This window comes from Winogradskyella marina, assembly GCF_015645385.1.
GTDB classification, from domain to species: Bacteria; Bacteroidota; Bacteroidia; order Flavobacteriales; family Flavobacteriaceae; genus Winogradskyella; species Winogradskyella marina.
In genome coordinates this window covers 1-21642 of sequence record NZ_JADOET010000009.1, presented here as the reverse complement: position 1 = coordinate 21642, position 21642 = coordinate 1, and the positions used below count along the sequence as shown (strand labels likewise).

General features: G+C 33.6%; 12 protein-coding genes and 1 pseudogene. 3 read left to right on the top strand and 10 right to left on the bottom strand.

The genetic code is table 11. The annotated features are described in order from the left end of the window. Nucleotides 1-495: 495 nt before the first annotated feature. A complete protein-coding gene (locus ITJ86_RS11235; protein WP_195871737.1) occupies nt 496-1353 on the bottom strand; it encodes a class I SAM-dependent methyltransferase in 858 nt (285 codons plus the stop codon). A 640-nt stretch (nt 1354-1993) separates the two neighbouring features. Here ITJ86_RS11235 and ITJ86_RS11230 point away from each other — a divergent pair. Next, nucleotides 1994-2992 carry a metal-dependent hydrolase gene (locus ITJ86_RS11230; protein ID WP_195871736.1) on the top strand — a complete coding sequence of 333 codons (999 nt, stop codon included), beginning with the start codon at nt 1994-1996 and terminating at the stop codon, nt 2990-2992. Between the two features lie 125 nt (nt 2993-3117). Beyond that, a complete protein-coding gene (locus ITJ86_RS11225; RefSeq protein ID WP_195871735.1) occupies nt 3118-4920 on the top strand; it encodes an SLC13 family permease in 1803 nt (600 codons plus the stop codon). A 68-nt stretch (nt 4921-4988) separates the two neighbouring features. Here ITJ86_RS11225 and ITJ86_RS11220 read toward each other — a convergent pair whose 3' ends face one another. The 9 genes and pseudogenes from ITJ86_RS11220 to ITJ86_RS11180 all read right to left on the bottom strand — a co-directional run bounded on the left by ITJ86_RS11220 (nt 4989) and on the right by ITJ86_RS11180 (nt 18896). Then, nucleotides 4989-5933 (bottom strand): sterol desaturase family protein, encoded by a 945-nt coding sequence (locus ITJ86_RS11220; RefSeq protein ID WP_195871734.1) that lies wholly within the window; start codon nt 5931-5933, stop codon nt 4989-4991. A gap of 266 nt (nt 5934-6199) precedes the next feature. Next, on the bottom strand, nt 6200-7609 hold the full coding sequence (locus ITJ86_RS11215) for an efflux transporter outer membrane subunit (protein ID WP_195871733.1): 1410 nt from the start codon (nt 7607-7609) through the stop codon (nt 6200-6202). 24 nt (nt 7610-7633) lie between these two features. Continuing rightward, entirely contained in the window at nt 7634-10765 is a 3132-nt protein-coding gene (locus ITJ86_RS11210) for an efflux RND transporter permease subunit (RefSeq protein ID WP_195871732.1), read from the bottom strand. 80 nt (nt 10766-10845) lie between these two features. Beyond that, nucleotides 10846-11988: an efflux RND transporter periplasmic adaptor subunit gene (locus ITJ86_RS11205; protein ID WP_195871731.1), complete on the bottom strand. Its 1143-nt coding sequence runs from the start codon at nt 11986-11988 to the stop codon at nt 10846-10848. A gap of 13 nt (nt 11989-12001) precedes the next feature. Next, on the bottom strand, nt 12002-12484 hold the full coding sequence (locus ITJ86_RS11200; RefSeq protein ID WP_195871730.1) for a GbsR/MarR family transcriptional regulator: 483 nt from the start codon (nt 12482-12484) through the stop codon (nt 12002-12004). A 167-nt stretch (nt 12485-12651) separates the two neighbouring features. Beyond that, nucleotides 12652-13968 (bottom strand): Na+/H+ antiporter NhaA, encoded by a 1317-nt coding sequence (gene nhaA / locus ITJ86_RS11195; RefSeq protein WP_195871729.1) that lies wholly within the window; start codon nt 13966-13968, stop codon nt 12652-12654. A gap of 403 nt (nt 13969-14371) precedes the next feature. Beyond that, nucleotides 14372-14578, bottom strand: a pseudogene (locus tag ITJ86_RS11190) (alkaline phosphatase); the annotation flags it as partial. A 244-nt stretch (nt 14579-14822) separates the two neighbouring features. Continuing rightward, a complete protein-coding gene (locus ITJ86_RS11185; RefSeq protein ID WP_195871727.1) occupies nt 14823-17150 on the bottom strand; it encodes a T9SS type A sorting domain-containing protein in 2328 nt (775 codons plus the stop codon). A 111-nt stretch (nt 17151-17261) separates the two neighbouring features. After that, nucleotides 17262-18896 (bottom strand): tetratricopeptide repeat protein, encoded by a 1635-nt coding sequence (locus tag ITJ86_RS11180; RefSeq protein WP_195871726.1) that lies wholly within the window; start codon nt 18894-18896, stop codon nt 17262-17264. A gap of 297 nt (nt 18897-19193) precedes the next feature. Between ITJ86_RS11180 and ITJ86_RS11175 the strand changes: the two genes are divergently transcribed. Continuing rightward, nucleotides 19194-21287 (top strand): amino acid carrier protein, encoded by a 2094-nt coding sequence (locus tag ITJ86_RS11175; RefSeq protein ID WP_195871725.1) that lies wholly within the window; start codon nt 19194-19196, stop codon nt 21285-21287. The last annotated feature ends 355 nt before the right edge of the window (nt 21288-21642 follow it).

Genomic DNA, 21642 nt, shown 5'->3' with positions numbered 1-21642 from the left:
GATTTTTAACAACTAAATAGTTAACAAACAACATCTTACAACTAAAAACACAATTAATTATGTTATAAATTTCTTACATTATCGAATTCTCGTTTTTTCAATAAAAACAAATAATTCATAATGATTTCAAAAAAAAATAGTCATGTTTTCTGACGTTTTCAAGTGGCTATAAAACAGCATGATTATTTACTCTTGTAAAAAAATAATGAAATAGATTATTTATTAGCTCGTTAAGAATTTTTTGAATTTTAATGGTAGCTAATTGGTTATAAATATGCAGAATAAACGTAAAACAGGTATTCCAATATTTAAAAATAAATACGAGTTCTCAAAAAGAAGCGATCCTAATAGAAACACTTGAGCACAAGATCATGAATTTTAAACTAAAACTGGAATGTCATAAACTATGGTTCGTTTTTATCAAACTTCCTTAGCTCAATATATTAAATGAAATTATAGGACTTTGAAAACAACAAAATTCAAAATATCGAATATCTAATATTTTGCACCAACGAAAGTTTGAGTCCCACCTTTAAACCCGGTTTTTTGTGAAAAATGCCATAAATTAAACCCGGCATTTTTAAAAAGTTTAGGATAGTTATGCGAAAATGATGGCTCTTTTCCATAAAGCTGCGAGTTAGGGTTTGTTTCAAAATTATGATCAACACCATTAGGCTCTATAGCTACAAAAAATGTTTTACCCAATCTATATACTTGATTCAAGAACTCTTGTAGTTGTTGTTCTAAAAAATACTCTAAAACACCATCAGACGAAACAAAAATAGTATTACTACTTCCATGTTGGTTAACCCAATCTGAAGCATCTGCAGTGACAAACTCTACTCTTTTGTTATTACTAAATCTTTCTTTATTGATTTCAATCTGATCTGAACTAAGATCAATACCAACAAAACGATTTATTTGCGGAAATTCAGCACTAAGGTAATTAAGAACTTCCCCATTACCTGTTCCTATTTCTACAAGCGTATCAAATTCTTCGGACTCATTTAACAATTCCTTTTTTAATAAATCGAATACAAAGCTACAGTTTGGTAGAAAATCATTTTCAAATTTATCTTCTGTATCAGAAAAAAGCTCCGTCGCTTCTTTATTAACCCAAAAATTTCGGTTCATCTCTGCAATTTTATCGTAATCTTGAATCTTATCAAGTTTATTTACAAGAGCAAAGCGCATTAACCTTTCAGGGATATTTAAATTATTTTTATTCTTATGTATTAAGGTAATCCTATTTTTTGACAATTCGCTAGCCTTTTTCGGAAATAAAAACACAAGAATATTTCCTAAAACTGCTGCAAGCTTATGAATAATATTTGATTGGTTACTAATACTCATATGAAATAATTTTATATTAAATATTTATTCTATTCTAATGTTTTAACAAAAGTGTAAGTTACATTCAAAAACTTTAATGTGCAGTCTTTAACTAAAAAAAACAGCGCAAATTACTAAAAATCAGATACATAAAATAAACACAAGTGTGTTACTCTTTAAATCACAAAAGAGTAACGCAATTTTATAAAAAAAAATAACATGATCGGTTTTTATCCTACGAAAGGTGAATATCTATGTTCAGTGGTTCAGATTATTATAGATAAAAATTTGAAACGATAAATCGTCAACAATATTTCATTTAGAGATTCTGAATTATTTAAAATTGAACTTAACTAAAAAAAAGTACCAAAAACAATACTACAACATGTAAAGGTTTTAGTGTCAGTAATAAAAATAAACTTATATTTAGTTTCCTGGTAAACCAGTCATCGCAAATATCATAACGAATAAAGCTACTGTTTCTACAATAGCTATAACCATAATATAGATTAATTTTTACCATATAGAAATTGAGTACCTAGGCTTTATGACTAATTATTCTAATTTATAAACAATTATCACATTAATTACCTTTTTGTCTCAATTACAACATAATATTTTCAGAGTAATTTCATTCGAAACATTATATTCGTAAAATATAATGGACTCACTCACACAAATCGTTTTAGGCGCTGCCGTTGGCGAAGCAGTATTAGGTAAAAAAGTAGGTAACAAAGCTATTTTGTATGGCGCCATTGCTGGTACTATTCCTGATTTAGATATTTTTGCTTCTCACTTTACGGATACCGTTTCGGCATTAGCAATCCATCGTGGATTTACCCATTCAATTGTATTTTCAGTTCTTTTTGCTCCCGTTTTGGGATGGCTCGTATCGCGATATGAAACCTACAAAGATTATAAAGGTTGGGCTTGGCTATTTTTCTGGGCATTGATAACACATCCTATTTTAGATGCGCATACCACTTGGGGAACACAATTATTTTGGCCAATAGACTTGAGACTCGCTTTTAAGACCATATTTGTTATAGATCCGTTATATACGTTTCCTTTTTTAGTGTTTTTGATTTTAACGATGTTTCAAAAACGAACTTCTAAAAAAAGACGTCTCTATAATGGTATCGGTTTAACTTTAAGCACCGCATATTTAGCCTTAACCTTCATTTTAAAAGATGCAGCATTAACACAATTTAAAAGCGCATTACACACACAAAATATATCTTACAACCAAATAGACACTAGGCCTTCACCATTAAATACCATTCTATGGAATGCTAATGTAGACACTAAAAACGCCTATTTATTAGGCGAGTATTCATTTTTTGACACCAAAGCGATAAGCTTTCAAAGCTATCCTAAAAATCACGAATTGTTAGGCAACCTCATTCAAAATGAAAAAGTAAAGCGGATGATTGCGATTTCAGAAGGTTGGTTCACCATTTCTAAAATAGACGATAAACTATATTACAATGATTTACGTTTTGGACTGTTAAATTTAGAACCGCAGTCTGAAAGTTTTGTATTTAAATATTTAATTGATGTTGATGCTTCCGGAAACGTTAATTTTATAGAACAAGAACGAACACAGCGCGATGGCAAAAAACTAATGAGCGCTTTATGGGAAAGACTAAAAGGAAATTAGATTTAACGCCTTTAATAATTAAAAAAGTATCGACAGATAAAGCAATCATTTATTGAAATGAGCTAATCTTCTAGTTCTTCAGGTCTTATCTTTAGATTGTACTCTAATTCTTTTATCAATACCTTATGGAACTACCTATAATATTGGTATTTATTATCATCGGCATCAGTATTTTACTGTTTATTACAGAGCTTTTTCCGGTCGATAAAATTTCGTTTTTTATTATTGTAGCATTAGTCTTGCTACAACTCACAACTCCGGAAGAAGCCATCAGTGGTTTTGCCAATCCGGCAACAATTACCGTTTTAGCATTAATGATAATAGCGGTTGGACTTGAAGAAAATGGTGTCATTCAATTACTTTCTGATGGCATTAAGAAATTAAAAATATTACCCCTCATTTTATTAACGCCAGCGTTTATGATTATATCAGCAAGTATATCTGCTTTTATAAGCACAACAGCTGTTGTTATCATCTTTATAAAAATAATAACACGATTATCAGAAAAATATGGGTTTTCATCATCGCGACTATTAATGCCTATTTCATTTGCTGGCATTTTAGGTGGAAGCTGCACGTTAATGGGAACATCTACTAATTTAATAGTAAATGCAATTGCTAAAAAACAAGGAGTCGAAGCCTTTAGTTTTTTTGAATTCACTCGATATGGCATCATTTTTTTTCTCATTGGGTTGGTAATAATGACCTTGGCATCACGTTTCTTACCAAAGAAAAAACAAAGAAATCTATCGCGTGATTACGACATTGAATCGTACGTGTTTACTATAAAAGTCACGGAAGATTCTCCATTAATTGGGCAAAGGTTTGGAGACATTGAATTTATGAACCAAGAGGATGCTAAATTGTTAAAACTAATTCGAAATAACCAAGTCATTAATGATCCAGGGAAATATATTAAACTCATGGCTAATGATAATTTAGTGTTGATGAGCGATTTAGATAATTTTCAAACCTTTATGAAAGAAAACGGATTTGTTCTCAATGAAAAAAGACAAAAGCAACAACTTGAAAACTATAACAAAGATGAACAAAACGATCTTACGTATATTGAAACCCTCATTTTACCAGGTTCAAATCTCATCGGAAAAACACTAAAAGGCTTGCGTCGTATCTCTTTTGAAGGCGCATTTCCTATTGCGATTAAAAAACGACAAAATTTAAGAAATACACAAGAACGCTTATTACGAAAAAACATCGAGGAGATTAATCTTAAACCAGGAGACCGTGTTTTATTAGAAATGCAAGAACATAAAATTTCAGATTTATATAATATAGAAAATATTGCCATTTTAAATGAACATGAATTTAAACGCCAGGTTTCAAAATCTAAAAGGACGATTGCACTATTAATTTTGTTAGGGGTTATTTCACTTGCAGCTACAAACGTGATTAGTATTTTAACGGCATCATTAGTTGGAGTTGCTGCAATGTTATTAACCAATAATATTCAACTTGAAAGCGTTTATCAAAAGGTCAATTGGCAAATAATATTTTTACTCGCTGGTATGATTCCTCTTGGCATTGCGATGACGAATAGCGGAGCAGATGTGTGGTTATCTCAGCATTTACTGAGTATAATGAATAACCAAGAGCCAACCATAGTTTTGGGATTACTATTTGGCCTCACCATAATTTTATCTGGTGTTATTTCTAATAATGCAACGGCTATAATTATGACTCCAATTGCGATTGCTGTTGCAAGTGGATTAAATTTAGATATAAAACCATTTTTATTCGCTGTTATGTTTGGATCCAATTTTAGTTTTTTCACACCTGTTGGATACCAAACCAATACCCTTATATACGGAACAGGAGTTTATAAGTTTAAGCACTTTTTATTTATAGGAGGTGCTTTATCTTTAACACTTTGGATTGTTGGAACATTCCTATTATCAATGGACTTTTAGCTTACTTTGAAAAAAGAAGAGGCTACTGTTTTACATGGTTCCAATAGCAATACAATCGGTTAAACGTACTAACTAGAATACGAGGCCTCTTGCCCAGCCTCTTCTGCCATTTGGCGTCGTATTTGTTTAATGGTTAATGTACTACCATCATGGCTCCAGCCTGGAGGACCAAAAACATACATAAACTTATGATACCAGTTCTTCGATTTTTTCATATCCTCCCAGATATTTTTGTATTCGTGAGTTAGTATTATAAATAAGTTATAAGAGTTTGGTGGAGTTGAAACTCCGTATTCGATAGGAATAGTTTCATCGAGTTCTTTCCAAGTTCCAAAAATCCTATCAAAAATATTCAGAAAACCACCATGGTTTTTATCCATATATTCAATATTTCTTGCATGATGTACTTGGTGCATGGTATGCGTATTTACAAACTTCTCTATAAAACCCATTTTCTTAATATACTTTGTATGCAGCTGAAATTGCCATAGCGCCTCAATACCTAAACACACTACAAGCATTTCTGGTGGAAAACCGATCATAACAATCCACACATAGAAAAAAGGTTTGTAAAAAATAGTAAACCAACCATTTCTAACAGCAGTTCCTAAATTAAAATTATCAGAAGAATGATGTACGATATGCGCTGCCCAGAAAAAACGAACCATATGATTTTGTCGGTGAAACCAATAATAGGTAAAATCATCTAAGAGCATACAAATGACCCAAATGTACCAAACATATCCAAAAGACTCGTATCCCATAATATTTGTACGAACTCCATTAACTATTGGATTGAAAATATTATAGACAAAATCAAAAATCACTATCATTGATACCGTCTTTATCAACGCTGCAATTACGGCTGATCCTATGCCTATTGAAACACTAGATAACAAATCCTTCCAATTATATAATTGTTTATCATCTAATACTTTACTGTAGGTCAGCTCTAAAGCAATAAGAGCTAGAAATACCGGAACACCGTAAACTAAAGGGTTAGTAAATTCCATTATCTATTATTTTTGAAAATTTGGATGTTTAAACAAGACTAAGCTATGCAGATAACAATATGCTAATTCTTTAAAAAAAAACTGAAAAACATGTTTAAAAAGAAATATCAAATTATTGTAACTAAATTTAATCGGTGAATATACATCAACATCACTAAACTTCCGAATTATTTTAGTTTTCGTTTTTAAATTTTTCTTAAAATCAGTAATTAATCTTGTATAAAACGACGATCACATGCCACAAATAATATTTTGGTTTTCAAAATTTACTTCCATCCACCGCCAAGGGCTTGGTACAAATCTACAATGGATTGAAGCTGATTATTTTTTGCAGTAATCAATCCCAAACTAGAATTTAATGCATTTTCCTCTGCTCTTAGAACTTCGAGATAATTGGCTAAACCATTGTTCAATAATTCTTGTGAATATTCAGTTGCTAAAGCATAGGCATCATACTCATTTTGTTTAATTTCAATTTTTTCTAAAGCCGTATTATACGCAAACATGGCATCAGACACTTCCTTTGAAGCCACTAATAACGATTCCACAAACTGCAAACGTGCTTGCTCCTGGTTTGCTTTTGAAACTTCGTATTGTGTTTTAATTTTTCTTCCGTTAAAAACTGGTTGAGCGACACCTCCAATAATATTCGCGAATAATGAACTGGCACTAAACAATTCATCTAATTCTAAGCTTTGAAAACCTCTACTAGCAGACAAGGTTAAGGATGGATAAAAATTGCTACGTGCAACATTTGTTAATTCAAAAGCTTGTCTTAAATTATACTCTGCTGCGATAACATCAGGTCTGTTACTCAATAACTGAGATGGTACTCCTAGTGTTAAATCCGTACGTACAACTTGTTCTGCTAAAGTAGAACGCTCTATATCCTTTGGCATGTCACCTAATAAAATAGACAATGTGTTTTCTAACAAATGCGATTGCTGTTTTAAATCTACTAAAATAGCTTGGGCTGTGTATAACTGTGCTTCGGTTTGTTTAACACTCACTTCTGTTACATTTCCTGCCTCTTTAAGGGCTTTAGAAGTTTCTAAACTATTGATTCTTGTTTCAATAGTTTGTTCTGTAATTGTAATTTGTTCATCTACGGCCAACAACTGGTAGTAAACCGAAGCAATATTAGCAATTAAGCGCGTTTTTACAGCTTTGTGTGCTGCAATAGTTTGTAAATAACTAGCGTTAAAGGCACGCTTGTTAGATCTAATTTTCCCCCAAATATCGGCCTCCCAAGATAAGGCACCATTTAATTGATATTGGTCTAAAGAACCGCCAAAGGCAGTACCAAACTGACTGTTTTCTGAAACCTCTTGATGCGTGTATTGCGCATTGGCAGAAAGCGTTGGGTAATACCCTGCTTTTCCTTGCTTAAAATAGGCTTCAGACGCTATAATTTGCTGCAGTGCCACACGAATATCGATATTATTCTCTAAGCCTTTTTCAATATACTGTGTTAGAATTGGATCTGTAAACAACGTTTTCCAAGACACATCGGCAAAGGTGAGACTATCCTGTGTTATGTTATCAGTTCTAAATTTTGCTTCGTCTATATTCAGCTCCAATTCTGGTTGTACATAGTCCTTTGCTACAAAACACGATTGCAAGGTTAACATAGTAACAACAACTAAACTGAATTTTATTATAATTGATTTGTTCATCTTGTTTAATTTCAAATTGAAAAATTAGGCTTCCTCTACTGCTGTTATTGGTTTTTTACTCACTTTCTCATGTAAATACTGAAAGAATATATACAGAATTGGAATAATAAAAACACCTAAAATAGTTCCTATCAATAGACCTCCAACAGCTCCTGTACCAATGGCTCTGTTTCCTTCAGAACCCACTCCTGTTGCTAACACCAATGGCATTAATCCAAATATAAAAGCTAAGGAAGTCATTAAAATTGGTCGTAATCGTGCTTTTGCACCATCTACTGCAGCATTAAAAATAGTTTCTCCTTGTTGTCGTCTTTGTATGGCAAATTCCACAATAAGAATGGCATTCTTTGCCAACAACCCAATTAACATAATTAGGGCAATCTGGAAATAAATATTGTTTTCTAATCCAGCTAATTTTGTTGTGATAAATGCACCAAATATGCCTAATGGTAATGAGAATAAAACAGCAAACGGAATAAAGTAACTTTCGTATTGTGCGGCTAAAAGGAAGTACACAAACACAATAACTAAAATTAAAATAGTAGTCGTTTGGTTGCCTGCTGCTAACTCTTCACGTGTTAATCCTGAGTACGCTGTAGAATAATTACTTGGCAAGGATGTTGCCACTTCTTCCACGGCTGCAATACCATCTCCTGTACTGTAACCCTCATTTAATGCACCTGTAATAGATGTTGAATTGAACAGGTTGAAACGCGTTACAGATTGTGGTCCAAAGTCTCGTTCTAAAGATACAAACTGTGTAACTGGTGCCATGTCTCCTGAACCAGTTTTTACATATAAATTGCTTAAATCTTGTTTATCGGTTCTATCTTCTGGCATCGCTTGGATGTAAACTCTAAACTGTTTTCCAAATCTTGAAAAATCCGCAGCATAAATACTTCCTATATAACCTTGCATAGTATTAAAAATACTATTGATATTTACACCGTATTCTTTTGCTAATGGTACATTAATATCCATTTTGTATTGTGGATATTTCGTACTGAATGATGAGTTGGCATACTGAAATTCTGGTCGTTGGCTCAACGTCCTTATAAACTCTTGGTTTACCTTATCTAACGATGCAAAATCACCTCCGGAACGGTCCAATAAGTTAACTTCAACACCTGCTGCATTACCAAAACCTGGAATACTCGGTGGTGAAAAGAAAATAATATTTGCTTCTGGAACAGTAGAAGCCATAGCAAATAACTTTCCTATAATAGCTTTAACAGAGGTTTCTTCTGTAGTACGCTCACTCCAATCTTTCAATTTAACAAACCCTAAACCATAGTTATTACCAGCACCACTGATTAAACTTCTACCGCTAATTAGAGTGACGCCTTCAACACCTTCTATTCCTGCTATTTTTCCTCGTAAACTAGCATTTACAGCTGCCGTTCTATCTACAGATGCTCCTGGTGGCAATTCAATATTCGCAAATATTAATCCTCTGTCTTCATCTGGCACAAAACCTGTTGGTGTCGTAGAAGACGCATACCATATACCTGCAATAGCTGCTAAAAGTATAACCACATTTATCCATTTATGTTTGTATAAAAACCCAATAGATTGTCCATATTTTTGGGTCATAGCACTAAAACCAACGTTAAACGCATTGTAAAAACGTTGTAATAGTGTGCGCTTCTTTTCTTCGTCGGAATGTGGTTTTAAAAATATGGCACATAACGCCGGACTTAAAGTCAAAGCGTTAACCGCAGAAATAATAATCGCTACAATTAAGGTGACACCAAATTGCTCGTAAAATACACCTGTCGGACCCGTTACAAAAGTAACAGGCACAAAAACTGCAGCCATAACTAAGGTAATAGATACAATAGCACCAGAGATTTCACTCATGGCTGTTATAGTTGCTTTTTGTACATCTTTTGCCCCTTCATCTATTTTTGCATGTACAGCTTCAACCACTACAATGGCATCATCTACCACAATTCCAATAGCTAGTATTAATGCAAAAAGCGTTAATAGGTTTATAGAATAACCAAATAGATTTAGGAAGAAAAACGTTCCAATAATAGAAACGGGAACCGCAATTGCAGGTATTAAAGTTGATCTAAAGTCTTGTAAGAAGATAAAAACAACAATAAACACCAAAATAAAAGCTTCTATTAAAGTGTGTGTTACTTTCTCAACCGAAGCATTTAAAAACGCATTGGTATCATACGGAATTAAATAGTCAATCCCTTCTGGAAAACCTTCAGCTAACTCTTCTAACTCTGCTTTAACCTCTTCAATAATAGCCTGTGCATCTGATCCTTTGGTTTGAAACACACCTATTGCCACACTCGGATTACCGTTAGTATTCGCACTTGCAGCATAGGATTGGGCATCTAACTCTATTTTAGCTACATCTTTTAATCGTAAAAACTCACCGTTTCCTAATGATTTTAGAATGATATTTTCATACTGTTCTTGATTTTTATATCTACCATCATAGGTTATTACATAGGAAAATGCTTCACCATTATTTTCGCCCAAGGTTCCTGCCGCAACTTCCTGACTTTGTTCATTTATAGCAGCTGAAATATCTGAAGGTGCTAAACCGTAGGCAGCTAATTTTTCAGGTGTAATCCATATACGCATCGCGTAATCTTTAGCACCAAAAACGGATACATTTCCAACTCCATTAACACGTTGAAACGCAGGAACCGCATTAATTTTTAAATAATTCTGAATATAGGTATCGTTATATGCCTCATTAGTACTAAAAAAACTAATAAACATTAAGGCACTAGTCTGTTGTTTCTGCGTTAAAACTCCTGTTTGTCTTACTGCAGCTGGCAATAACGGATTAGCACGTGCTACACGGTTTTGTACGTTTACTGCGGCGATATCGGGATCGACATCCTGATCAAAATAAACTGTAATATTAGCAGAGCCAGAATTGGTTGCGGTTGACGTTAAGTACGTCATCCCTTCTACTCCATTTATTTGTTCTTCAATAGGGATAATCACACTTTCTAAAACCGTACCTGCAGTCGCTCCAGGATAATTAGCCGAAACTTGAATGGTAGGTGGTGCAATATCTGGATATTGAGTTACCGATAGGGATTTTAATCCCAATATACCCAATATAACAATGATGATTGAGATGACTGTAGACAGTACAGGTCTCGTTATAAATGTTTTTAACATGATGATTTACTATTTAATGCTTACTATGCTATATATAGAACAGTAGATTCAATTTATATGATAAGTGTATAGGTTAAGTGTTATTGAAATTCACTTTTTATAGGCTGTGCAACACTATCAAAATCTGAAACTTCAGGTTGAATTGCCATACCGTCTCTTAATTTTCCAATACCATTGGCGATGATAGTTTCACCTTGTTCTAATCCAGATTCAATAATGTATAAGTTTGCCGTCTTGCCTTTAATGTTAATGGCTTTTGCGATAGCAACTGCAGCGTCACTCGAATCTTTTTTTACGGTATAAACAAATTGACTGTTTTGATTTTCAAAAGTTGTCGTTTGTGGTACTACTAAAACATCTTCAAAAACTGTTGGTACTTTAATTGTACCACTATTTCCATTATTAAGAATGCCACTCTCATTATTAAATTGTGCTCTAAAAGAAATGGTTCCTGTTTGTTTATTAACTTGCGAGTTGATGGTTTCAATCTTTCCTTTAGTCTCATATTCGCTACCATTGGCTAATAATAACGTTACTTCTGGAAGCTGATTAATTTTCTCTTCTTTTGTACTCCCTTTAGCATTCTGAATAAAATCGAGATACGCACTTTCATTCATTGAAAAATAAGCATATACATTGCTAATGTCTGAAACCGTTGTTATTGGGTTTTGATTATTCGGGCTCACCAAAGAGCCTTTTCTTAAACGAATTTCTCCCACATAACCATCCACAGGACTCTTAATTGTTCCGTAACCTATGTTTGAAACAATACTGTTATAACCGCTTTTTGCTTGTTGTAACTTTGCTTTTGCAGTTTCTAATTGTACAGAACTGATGATGTTTTTCTCAACCAAAGGTCCTAATTTATCAACCTCAACTTGTGCCGCATTAACGTTAGCTTTAGCAGCAGCAGCATCTTGGTTCATGGCTTGAGTTTCGAGCTTAAATAAGGTCTGTCCTTTACGAACTTTTTGTCCTTCGTCTACTAAAACTTCTGTTATATAGCCAGATATTTTAGCTCTTACTTCACTGTTTACAATACCTTCTATTCGAGTAGGAAATGTCGTAAACGTAGTTACTGTTCTACTCGGCACTTCTATAACAGGTAATGCCATAGCTCTTGGTTGTGCAGATGCTGGTTGTTGTGATGCTTTTTCGTCACTACAGGAAGTGATTATAAAAAGTAATAAAAGTGGTAGAATGTTTTTAGTTATCGTTTTCATAGGGTGTTATGGTTTAGGCTTGATTTTGGAAAGCTTCAATAGCTTTTAATTTCTGATGTATATTTGCGCATTGGTCCTCTAAATGTTCTTCAAATAGCAAACCAAGAGATTTTTCATTTTTAAACTTTTCTGGATTATGATTCTTATTAAAGTCATTTATTTTTTGAACAACACTAAGTTCCTTTTCAATTAAATGAACTTGCTGCTCTAAAGTGTTTTTAATATAGAAATGAGACGTTCGGAAATAGCGTTTTCTATCGCCAGGCTTTGTATAGTAATCTACATAATGTAGCTGCAGAAGTACATTAATATTATTAGAAACTGAACTTTTACTAGCCTGCATTGTACATACAATAGCCTCAAAACTTAAGCCATCATTCGACGACAAAATAAGCAGGGCGTAAATTCGGGAAGCTAAAGGCGATAGATTGGCGCGCTCCTCTATAACAAGACCGACCTCTTCTACTAGCTGCTTCTTTTGCTGAGTTAATTCCATATTTAAAATATTTTAAAGATTAACGCTGCAAATATATAGTTAGTTCGTTTTGTACTGAACTAATAAAAGTTAACTGTTTGTTAAATATAAATCATAGGAAAGTAAAAGAGGGTTAGATCGGATATTCACCATTCTAACCCTCATTAATTTAAATACGTAAAACCGTGTTAATCGGAATCTGGAGAAACAGTTTCAGAGGCGCTCATCCGTAAAATAGTAAAGCCAATAACCGCAGAAATGAGTGACCCTATAAGGATGCCTATTTTAGCAGAATCAACATACTCTAATGAGGACTCAAAGGCTAAACTAGCAATAAAAATAGCCATAGTAAACCCTATACCTGCCAAAAACGAAACACCTATAATTTGTTTAAAACTAATATCATTTGGCACATCTATAAGCTTTATTTTCTTTGCTAAGAATACGATTAAAGACACACCAATACCTTTGCCTAAAACTAAACAGATAATAATATTTATGACCAATGCCATATCTATATGGCTCGATCCCGTAACATTGACACCTGCATTGGCAAACGCAAATATGGGAATGATAATATAAGCGACCCAGCCATGTAGATTATGTTCTAAATGTTGCAGTGGAGACTGAAACCTATGGCTCCAATCATTAAGATCGTCAATAAGGTGGATTTGTTCAGACGATAAAATAGGTTTTTTTAAATTACTCGCTTTTTTAAGGTCGTTAAAAACCTCTTCTAAATGATCTATAAAAGTCGTGTTATCAACCTTTTGCCTAATTGGAACAACAAATGCAAGCATAATTCCTGCTACCGTCGGATGGATGCCAGACTTTAAGAATAGAAACCAAATAATAATACCCATAAAAAAGGTTAAAAACCTTGAGTAATACCCTTTATATGACATTAAGTAACCTATAAGAAGTAAGCCTATTGCTATTAAAAGCAAAGTAATATTAATGGTTCCGCTATAAAAAATGGCAATAACCAAGACAGCACCAATATCGTCAACAATGGCAAATGCGGTTAAAAACACCTTAAGACTTAACGGCACACGTTTACCTAAAACATTGAGTATTGCTAATGAAAATGCAATATCTGTAGCCATTGGGATTCCCCAGCCATGCGTTGTATCAGGATTTTGATTAATAGTTAGAAAAAAAGCAACAGGAATAATCATACCTCCTAAAGCACCAACCAAAGGAAACGCTATTTTCTTGGGTGTATTGAGTTCACCAATCATCAGTTCGCGTTTTATTTCTAAACCAATTAAGAAAAAGAATATGGCCATAAGACCATCATTAATCCAAAGAATTAATGGTTTTTTAAACTCAAATGTTTCTGTTGCAATACCTATATCGAATTGCCATATTTCATTATACAAATCACCATAAGGCGAGTTTGCCCAAGCTAAAGCTAAAATAGTGGCAAGTAATAATAAGATACCTCCAAGCCCTTCAACTTTAACAAATTTTTGAAATGGTGTAAGAAATACTTCCTTTATCATGTGGCATCTAAAAAAACGGTTACCTCAAATATAAGCAATCGGTAATAACAAATTTGCTGTTATTTTAGAATTGATAGTTTTTAATGACATTATTTTCCAAAAAAACATATTCTACTCAAAATCCAGATCAAAAAAAAAAAAAAAAAAAACAGTAACTACCCAATAAAAGAAAGTCGCTACAAAATGAAGAACGATGGAGGTTGCATTGTTAATCTACTTTCATCTATACCTCAACTATTAAATTATGAGTTTTGAAAACACATAATATGTTAACTTACTTCCCGATACAGCAATTTAAATCCTACTGTTTATAATTGGTTTCAGAGAATATCTAATACGTGTTCCTGTAAAATAAAGTTAGTAATACTATAAAATTCAAAACACTAAAAAGGTCACTATGTTATTAAAACACGTTCTCTACTTCTGCGGCTTCAAGCATTAAATAGTGTAAATCTGTAGTCTTTATAAATGGGTTTAGCAGCTGACTTCCTAGTCCATACATCGCTAATTCTACATAATCGGCAGCGTGTTGCATACTTATCCAACCTACAGAAATATGCGGTTTTTGCATTGTAGCCAAAAGATAAAAAGGAAGATGTCTTGGGTTATAAAAGACCTTTATCTGTCGGTAAATCCTTATAATAATCTCATAATTGCTTACCTATAAACCAATTTCTAATATGCTTAACTAAAAGTAGTTGTTTTGAGCACATGAATACAAGGACTTTTCAAAGCTAGAATTACACAAAAAAAGAAGCCCATTTTATAGGATATAAAATGGGCTTTCAATAAATTTCAGTTCTTAATTTAACAAGAACTAAAGCGCTATTAATTATATTAAAAAATCAAGGCTATTAATTAGACTTTATTAAGCGTTTAGTCAATGTACCATTGGAGGTTTGTACTTTTACCATATACACTCCTGATGCTAATTCATTAACATTAATTTCACCATTAGGATGATTAATTGTTTTAACTTTTTGACCTGCTAAATTATAAATAGTAACAGCACTTAAGTTAGCGTCACTTTTCACGGAAAAACTATTTCTGGTTGGATTAGGGTAAAATTTAATAGTGTCATTATATACTATTTCAGAACGAATTGACAACGTTGACATATCAATAGTATATTGTATTAAACCTAAATCATGAACACCTAAATAAACACTAATTTCATCCTCCGTAAAGACAAATGCCGAAGACTCCGTAAATGGATACTCTAACATTTCAGGTGATATTTCGGTCCATGTTTCACCTAAGTCTGTACTTACAATAATTTTTGCTTTTGCAACAGGTAGAGGAAAATTATACCCATCAGAGTAGTGTGTAACTCCAACGATGGTATTCTCTGTAACTGATGAAAAGGCAACGTCATTAGTAAATTCTGAAGAAATAAACGTCCAAGAATCTCCTTTGTTTTCAGACAAATAGATACCATTAGTTGCTGACAACATTAGTTGATTAGCATTTAAAGGGTTTTGTTCAATATCTAAAATTAATTGATCCTCAAGCGTTAAACCTTCTAACCCAGCATTACTTGCAGTCCAAGTCGCACCATCATCTGTAGATTTATAAAAATTAATGCCTTGCGCAATAAAGATAGTTGTTGCAGCGTCACTATCTACTTGTACGGCTGTAATAACCTCTCCCAATTCAGGAACAGCAATATTCTCATCAATAATATTATCCATATCCGTCAAATCCACTTTGTGTACCTCCAACCCTGTAGATATCCAGCTTATATTTGGATTAGCAATAGACGTAGATACATCTTCAAGAATTAAGAAAAACATAGAACTCGCTATTAATTTCGGATCTAATCCATGCTCAGAACTCACATTAATATAAGATGTGTTTAACGCTCTATTACTTGTAAAAACACGTCCAGGAACAACAGGATCCGCAATCACTTTCACTGCTGATCCAAACCCTTGAGCCAAAGATTGAAGATAATGCCCTTCTTCGGTATTGTTTTGAAAATCCTTATGCATATAGCCTGCACGCATCCCGTAATAGATATGCTTTTCGTCATCTGATGAGAAAGTTGAGATAATCCCTGTAGAGTTTATAAAAGGATTTTCTAACTTAGTAAGTGTTACCCCTCCATCTGTAGTTAGGAATGGGTAAAAGTTTGTTGTAATTAATAGTTCATCAGCCGTAAATGGGTTATACGATGCGGTTAATCCGTAGTAATATGCCTCCGGATCTATTGTGGTATAAACATAGTTTTGCCACGTAGTTCCATTATCAGAAGAGACAACCATTTCATTTTCTTCCAATACTATGATTTCATTAGAGTTGTTAGGATTAAATTCAATTTTATTAATATGATCTGTAGACATGTCTGTCCATGTTATAGGCACAATAGCCCAAGTATCTCCACCATCTAAAGAACGGTATAAATTTTCTACATGAGTATCATATCCATAGCTTGTTCCTAATAAGATATCCTCTGCATTATCTGGATTAAATGCTATAGCGTCATAAGTATTGCCTGGTATCTTATTCTCCCAAGTTTGCCCAGCATCAGTAGACACAAAGACTCCTCCTAATTCTCTAGATGTAGAACCACCACGCATTAAGAATAGTTTGTCGTCGTCTTCTGGAGAGATACTTACATTATTAATAGCAACGTTATAATTAGTTGGACTATAATAAATAGAATACCAATTATCTCCACCATCAGAGGTATAAAACACCTCGTGAGTATAAGTAGTAGATAACGTATATGTTGTATGCATTAAAGCCACATCGTTATTAGCATCTGAAATATCATACGACTCTATTAAAATATCAAATTCAAAATAGTTAGGTGGAGAAAATGTTTTAATCACAGACGCTGTAGCTAAGTCAAATAATACAATTTTATTATAAGTAGTCCCTTCCGCACTAACATTAAAACTTAAAGTGGTCCCATTATTCATGAGTCTTAAATCTTTTAATGTTGCATAATTGTCCATAGGATCTGAATATAAAATATCCCAAGTATCTCCTCCATTTAAAGAAGTTACAATATGGTTTGTCAATGTACGTGCGTAAATAACGTCTTCTTGTGTCTCACTATAAGTAACATCAAATAATTGCCCATAAGCTTCTGCTCCTTCAAATTCTATTTGAGCGTTGACGTGTAACGACATCATAACCCCTAGGAGGTAAAATAATAACGTAGTTCTTTTTTTCATAATATCTTTATTTTGGATTAGGGTGATAAATATAGATACTAGACGGATTTTGGATCGTATTTTAAGCGTGACATTTCGTGACACCTCTATTCTTTTAGCGTGACATCGCCATTATATCATTGATAAATAATCATGAATTGTAGTCTCGTCAGGGATATTTAACTTACTAGAAAGACGCTCTTTACGCTTCCTACAAGATTGTGGCGTAATGTTTAAAAGCGATGAAATTTCTTTATTTGATAAATTCATGTATAAATAAGTGATATACCGAATATCACTCGGCGTCAGTTTTTCATGTTTACTCCTAAGCCGATCTAAAAACCCCTGATTAATTTCCTCAAAGTGCGTAAAAAAACTATCCCATTGCGTATCGGTTTTAAGGTGTTTTTTTAATTCTCTTATTTGTGTCTTTAATTCTGGATTTTCTGAGATTTCAGTGTTTTTAGATAAAGATTGTACGACCTCTTCAATTAAATCATTCTTACTCGATAAATACAAAGCTTTAGCAGTCAGTTTTCTATTTTTAGCCTCTAATTCGTTTTTAAAACGTTCTTGTTCTAATAGAGCCAGCGTTTCTTGCTCTCGTAATTGTTTTTCTATAAGCAAGTAATCACTTTCCTCTTTAGCTAACTCTAATTCAACGATGGTTTTCCGTTGTCTATGCTTTATTGAGTTACTCCTAAAAATCCACAAAATAAAACCCATACTTAGTACCGTAATTCCGATTATGCCATAAAAGAAACGGCGCTCTTGCCTTAAGATTTCTTTACTTTCAGAAAGTTCATGCTGATAATTTTGAATTTGAAACTTTACTTTTTCAGTTTCAAATAACCTTCGGTTTCTAATAGTGGTTAGCGAGTCTGATGCAATAATTACAGAATCTTTATAAATCAAAGCCTTTTCCAGCAGTCCCATTTTACCATATAAATTAGAAAGATAACCATAAACTTCTTCCCGATTCTCAATGCCTGCTTGCGTATTTCTGGCTTCTATACCATACTGTAGCGCTTTATCTAAACGATTTTGACCTTCTTTGATTTCAGCCAAAACTAACAGAATAAAAACTCTATTTTCTACTTGGGATATATCTTGAAACTTAGGTAATAATTTGAGAGCGATGTCTTCAGATTTAGCATATTGCTTTTTCAATAGAAGCATTTCAGACTGCGCCATTTTTCCTTGTAGCAAGACGTTTGGCTGCTTCTTCAATAGCGGTAACGCTTCTTCTACATAGGCTTGAGCAGAATCTGGTGCTTTCATTTTATTAGATACCAAAGCAAGATTTACGGCATAATAGCCTACTTTAATTTCATCTCCAATACCTTTTGCTTTTTGGTAAGCTTTGAAGAAATAATTCTTAGCCTGTAATAAATCTTCTTCTTGAAAATAGAGTATCCCAATGTTATTGAGCACTGTCATTTCTTGACGAGAATCTAAATGTTCAATCGCTATCTCATAGGCTTGCAAGTAATACAAAACTGCTTCGCCAAAATCGGACAATAAATAATAATTTGAACCAATATTTAGGGTTGACCTAAAAGCCTGCTCATACCACTCATTTTTTTTAGCTATTGCTTCGGCATTGATTAATAACTCAATAGATTTCGAGTGTTTTTTTTGAAACATAAGCGCAATACCTTCATCAATCTGATCATCTAAAGATTTAGGAGTGTCAGCTTGAGAATAAATATTTATTGCTATCAATAGAGCAATACATTTGATGAATAAATGTGATGTTTCACGCATTAAACCACAGCCTTTTTAAGGCTAAATGTAACTAAAATTTGAAGAACACTTTTATAAAAAACATAGTAGACTCTATACAAACAGGTTATCTTCCATGCGAATTTCACTGGAAAGCATGTCATCTGTTTTTCTATTTTGATTATTAAAAGTTAAAAATATTCCAAGAACAAACTGTAATAAAGCTATAATTACCTGTGACTATTTTAAGAAAATATTTATAATAACTTGGGTAAACTTCTCTTTATCGCTAAATTGCGAAAACCCTACATTCTAACGTTAATCAAAGCTATAAAATTGATGATAAGAACACTATTTTTTATTTTCCTTTCATTTTTTCTAATAACGAGCTCTAAGGCTCAAAATTATACAAATACCTCTACAGAATTAACAATCAGTCTCGAATTAGACAATCCTTCTTCCGAAATCAATAACGGAACGGCTCAACTAAAAGTTGAGGGAGGCACACCTCCTTATCAATATAAATGGAGCAATCAAAATACGCCTTTAATTTCTGAACGTTCTATAGGATTAGTAGAAGGAATAGAACATTCGGTAACGGTAACTGACGCTGATGGAAATTCTATATCAAAATCTTTTAATGTACCAGCGACATCCATCGTTGAATTTTTTAATAGTAATGTGCAACCCGCGGTTGATTTTTTAGGAGCTATACTATTCTGGGATCCTTTCGCCTCCATCGGTGTATACGACCCTGTGGTTTATATTGCTCATGAAGACATAATGCCACCAAATACGACTATTGAACACGAAAACTACTTGCTTAAAAAATGGTTAGTAGCTGAAGGAGAGCAGGTAAAACCAAACCAACAGATTGCACGTATTGAAATTGATGGAGAAGAAACTATTTTACTAACAAAATACGCCGGAAAGCTACATCACAATGTTACAGAAGGCACACTGATAAAACCATCTTCAAAAGCATCGACTGCCCAAGAACTTAAACTTGGAAGGGTTGATTTTAAGAAAAAGCAGCCTTTATTACACCCTAATGGTGATGTTGTAACCAATACCATACCTTTTATAGTGATTTGGTTAATACTTGGTAGTATTTTTTTTACAATTCGCCTGAAGTTTATTAATATTCGAGGTTTTCGCCATTCTATTGATTTGGCAAGAGGAAAGTTTAATGATCCTAACGCTCCAGGAAGTATTACCCATTTTCAAGCGATGGCTACTGCCGTATCTGCCACAGTTGGTTTAGGAAATATTGCAGGTGTTGCTGTAGCTATTTCTTTAGGTGGAGCTGGTGCAACATTTTGGATGTTTATGGCTGGTTTCTTTGGAATGTCTTTAAAGTTCGCCGAATGCGCCATGGGTGTTAAGTATCGCGTTATCGATGCCGATGGACGGGTTTTTGGTGGCCCAATGAATTACTTACGACACGGTCTTGAAAAACGAAATTATAAACGATTAGGAAAATTTCTTGCAGCTTTCTTTGCGTTCTTAGGTATAGGCGCCTCCTTTGGCGGTGGAAATATGTTGCAATCAAACCAGGCTTTTAAAATAGTTTCTGAACAAGTACCATTTCTTCAAGGCCAAGGCTTTTGGTTCGGAATTGGCTTTGCAGTACTGGTTGGCATCGTAATTATTGGAGGTATTAAAAGTATCGCTAAGTTTACTGCAAAAGTGGTACCTATAATGGCGATCTTATATATTATGGGCTGTTTGGTGGTTATCGGAACTAATATTGAAGGGCTTGGAGGTGCTTTTTTAGCCATTTTTGATGGGGCCTTCTCTGCCGATGCGCTTAAAGGTGGCTTTATAGGGGTGCTAATTATAGGTTTACAACGTGCCGCATTTTCTAGTGAGGCAGGTGTGGGATCTGCCGCTATAGCCCATAGTCCTGCGAAAACAAATCATCCTATTGCCGATGGATTTACCTCCATCGTAGAACCGTTTATAGACACTATGGTGGTTTGTACCATGACAGCTTTGGTTTTAATTTTTACTGGTAAACACGAAGGTAATTTAGAAATGGGTGGCGTAGAACTTACGTCTTCAGCTTTTGGAAGTGTGATTTCTTGGTTCCCAATAGTTCTAGCAATTGCGGTGTTTTTATTCGCCTTCTCTACAATGGTATCTTGGTCCTATTACGGAATGCGTTCATGGACCTACTTGTTTGGACGCAGTAAAAAAGGGGAGTTAATATACAAGTTTATGTATTTGGGATTTGTGGTATTAGGGGCTTCTGTAAGTTTAGGTGCCGTACTAAGTTTTGCCGACATGATGATTTTGGCAATGTCATTTCCAAACATTGCAGGGTTATATATTTTAGCCCCTGAGATATATGCAGATATGAATGCTTACTTAAGGAAACTTAAGAGAGGAGAGTTATATATCAACAAGAAATTTATTAAGGCTAAAGATTAAATCTTCATCCTATCCGCTCGCAAGTTCAATGTTATAAGTTGTTATACCGTTTTTAGAGTTGATTCAACGGAGTCAACGCTATATTCGGAGTAATATTTTGTTATATGAGTTAATGATTTGTATAAAATATTAGTGTTGGTAATAATTTCTTTTATTTCAAAACTCACTTTTGCTACTTGCAAATGACTAGAGTTTAAACCAACTTTAGTCACTATCTATACAGCAGTAATTTGATTTTTTTTTGCGAATGTTTTCTTTTATTACTTCCCGATACAATATTTAACTAACCCTATATCCATTGGTACTACTGCATTTGGGCAACAAATAGCATACAAAAAACATATAAAAAGAGAAG

What these genes read in the sequence shown, in the direction of transcription:
- ITJ86_RS11215 (WP_195871733.1), bottom strand. Translation starts at nt 7,609, where the DNA reads ATGAACAAATCAATTATAATAAAATTCAGTTTAGTTGTTGTTACTATG.
- ITJ86_RS11210 (WP_195871732.1), bottom strand. Translation starts at nt 10,765, where the DNA reads ATGTTAAAAACATTTATAACGAGACCTGTACTGTCTACAGTCATCTCA.
- ITJ86_RS11235 (WP_195871737.1), bottom strand. Translation starts at nt 1,353, where the DNA reads ATGAGTATTAGTAACCAATCAAATATTATTCATAAGCTTGCAGCAGTT.
- ITJ86_RS11230 (WP_195871736.1), top strand. Translation starts at nt 1,994, where the DNA reads ATGGACTCACTCACACAAATCGTTTTAGGCGCTGCCGTTGGCGAAGCA.
- ITJ86_RS11205 (WP_195871731.1), bottom strand. Translation starts at nt 11,988, where the DNA reads ATGAAAACGATAACTAAAAACATTCTACCACTTTTATTACTTTTTATA.
- ITJ86_RS11200 (WP_195871730.1), bottom strand. Translation starts at nt 12,484, where the DNA reads ATGGAATTAACTCAGCAAAAGAAGCAGCTAGTAGAAGAGGTCGGTCTT.
- ITJ86_RS11225 (WP_195871735.1), top strand. Translation starts at nt 3,118, where the DNA reads ATGGAACTACCTATAATATTGGTATTTATTATCATCGGCATCAGTATT.
- ITJ86_RS11185 (WP_195871727.1), bottom strand. Translation starts at nt 17,150, where the DNA reads ATGAAAAAAAGAACTACGTTATTATTTTACCTCCTAGGGGTTATGATG.
- ITJ86_RS11180 (WP_195871726.1), bottom strand. Translation starts at nt 18,896, where the DNA reads ATGCGTGAAACATCACATTTATTCATCAAATGTATTGCTCTATTGATA.
- ITJ86_RS11175 (WP_195871725.1), top strand. Translation starts at nt 19,194, where the DNA reads ATGATAAGAACACTATTTTTTATTTTCCTTTCATTTTTTCTAATAACG.
- nhaA (WP_195871729.1), bottom strand. Translation starts at nt 13,968, where the DNA reads ATGATAAAGGAAGTATTTCTTACACCATTTCAAAAATTTGTTAAAGTT.
- ITJ86_RS11220 (WP_195871734.1), bottom strand. Translation starts at nt 5,933, where the DNA reads ATGGAATTTACTAACCCTTTAGTTTACGGTGTTCCGGTATTTCTAGCT.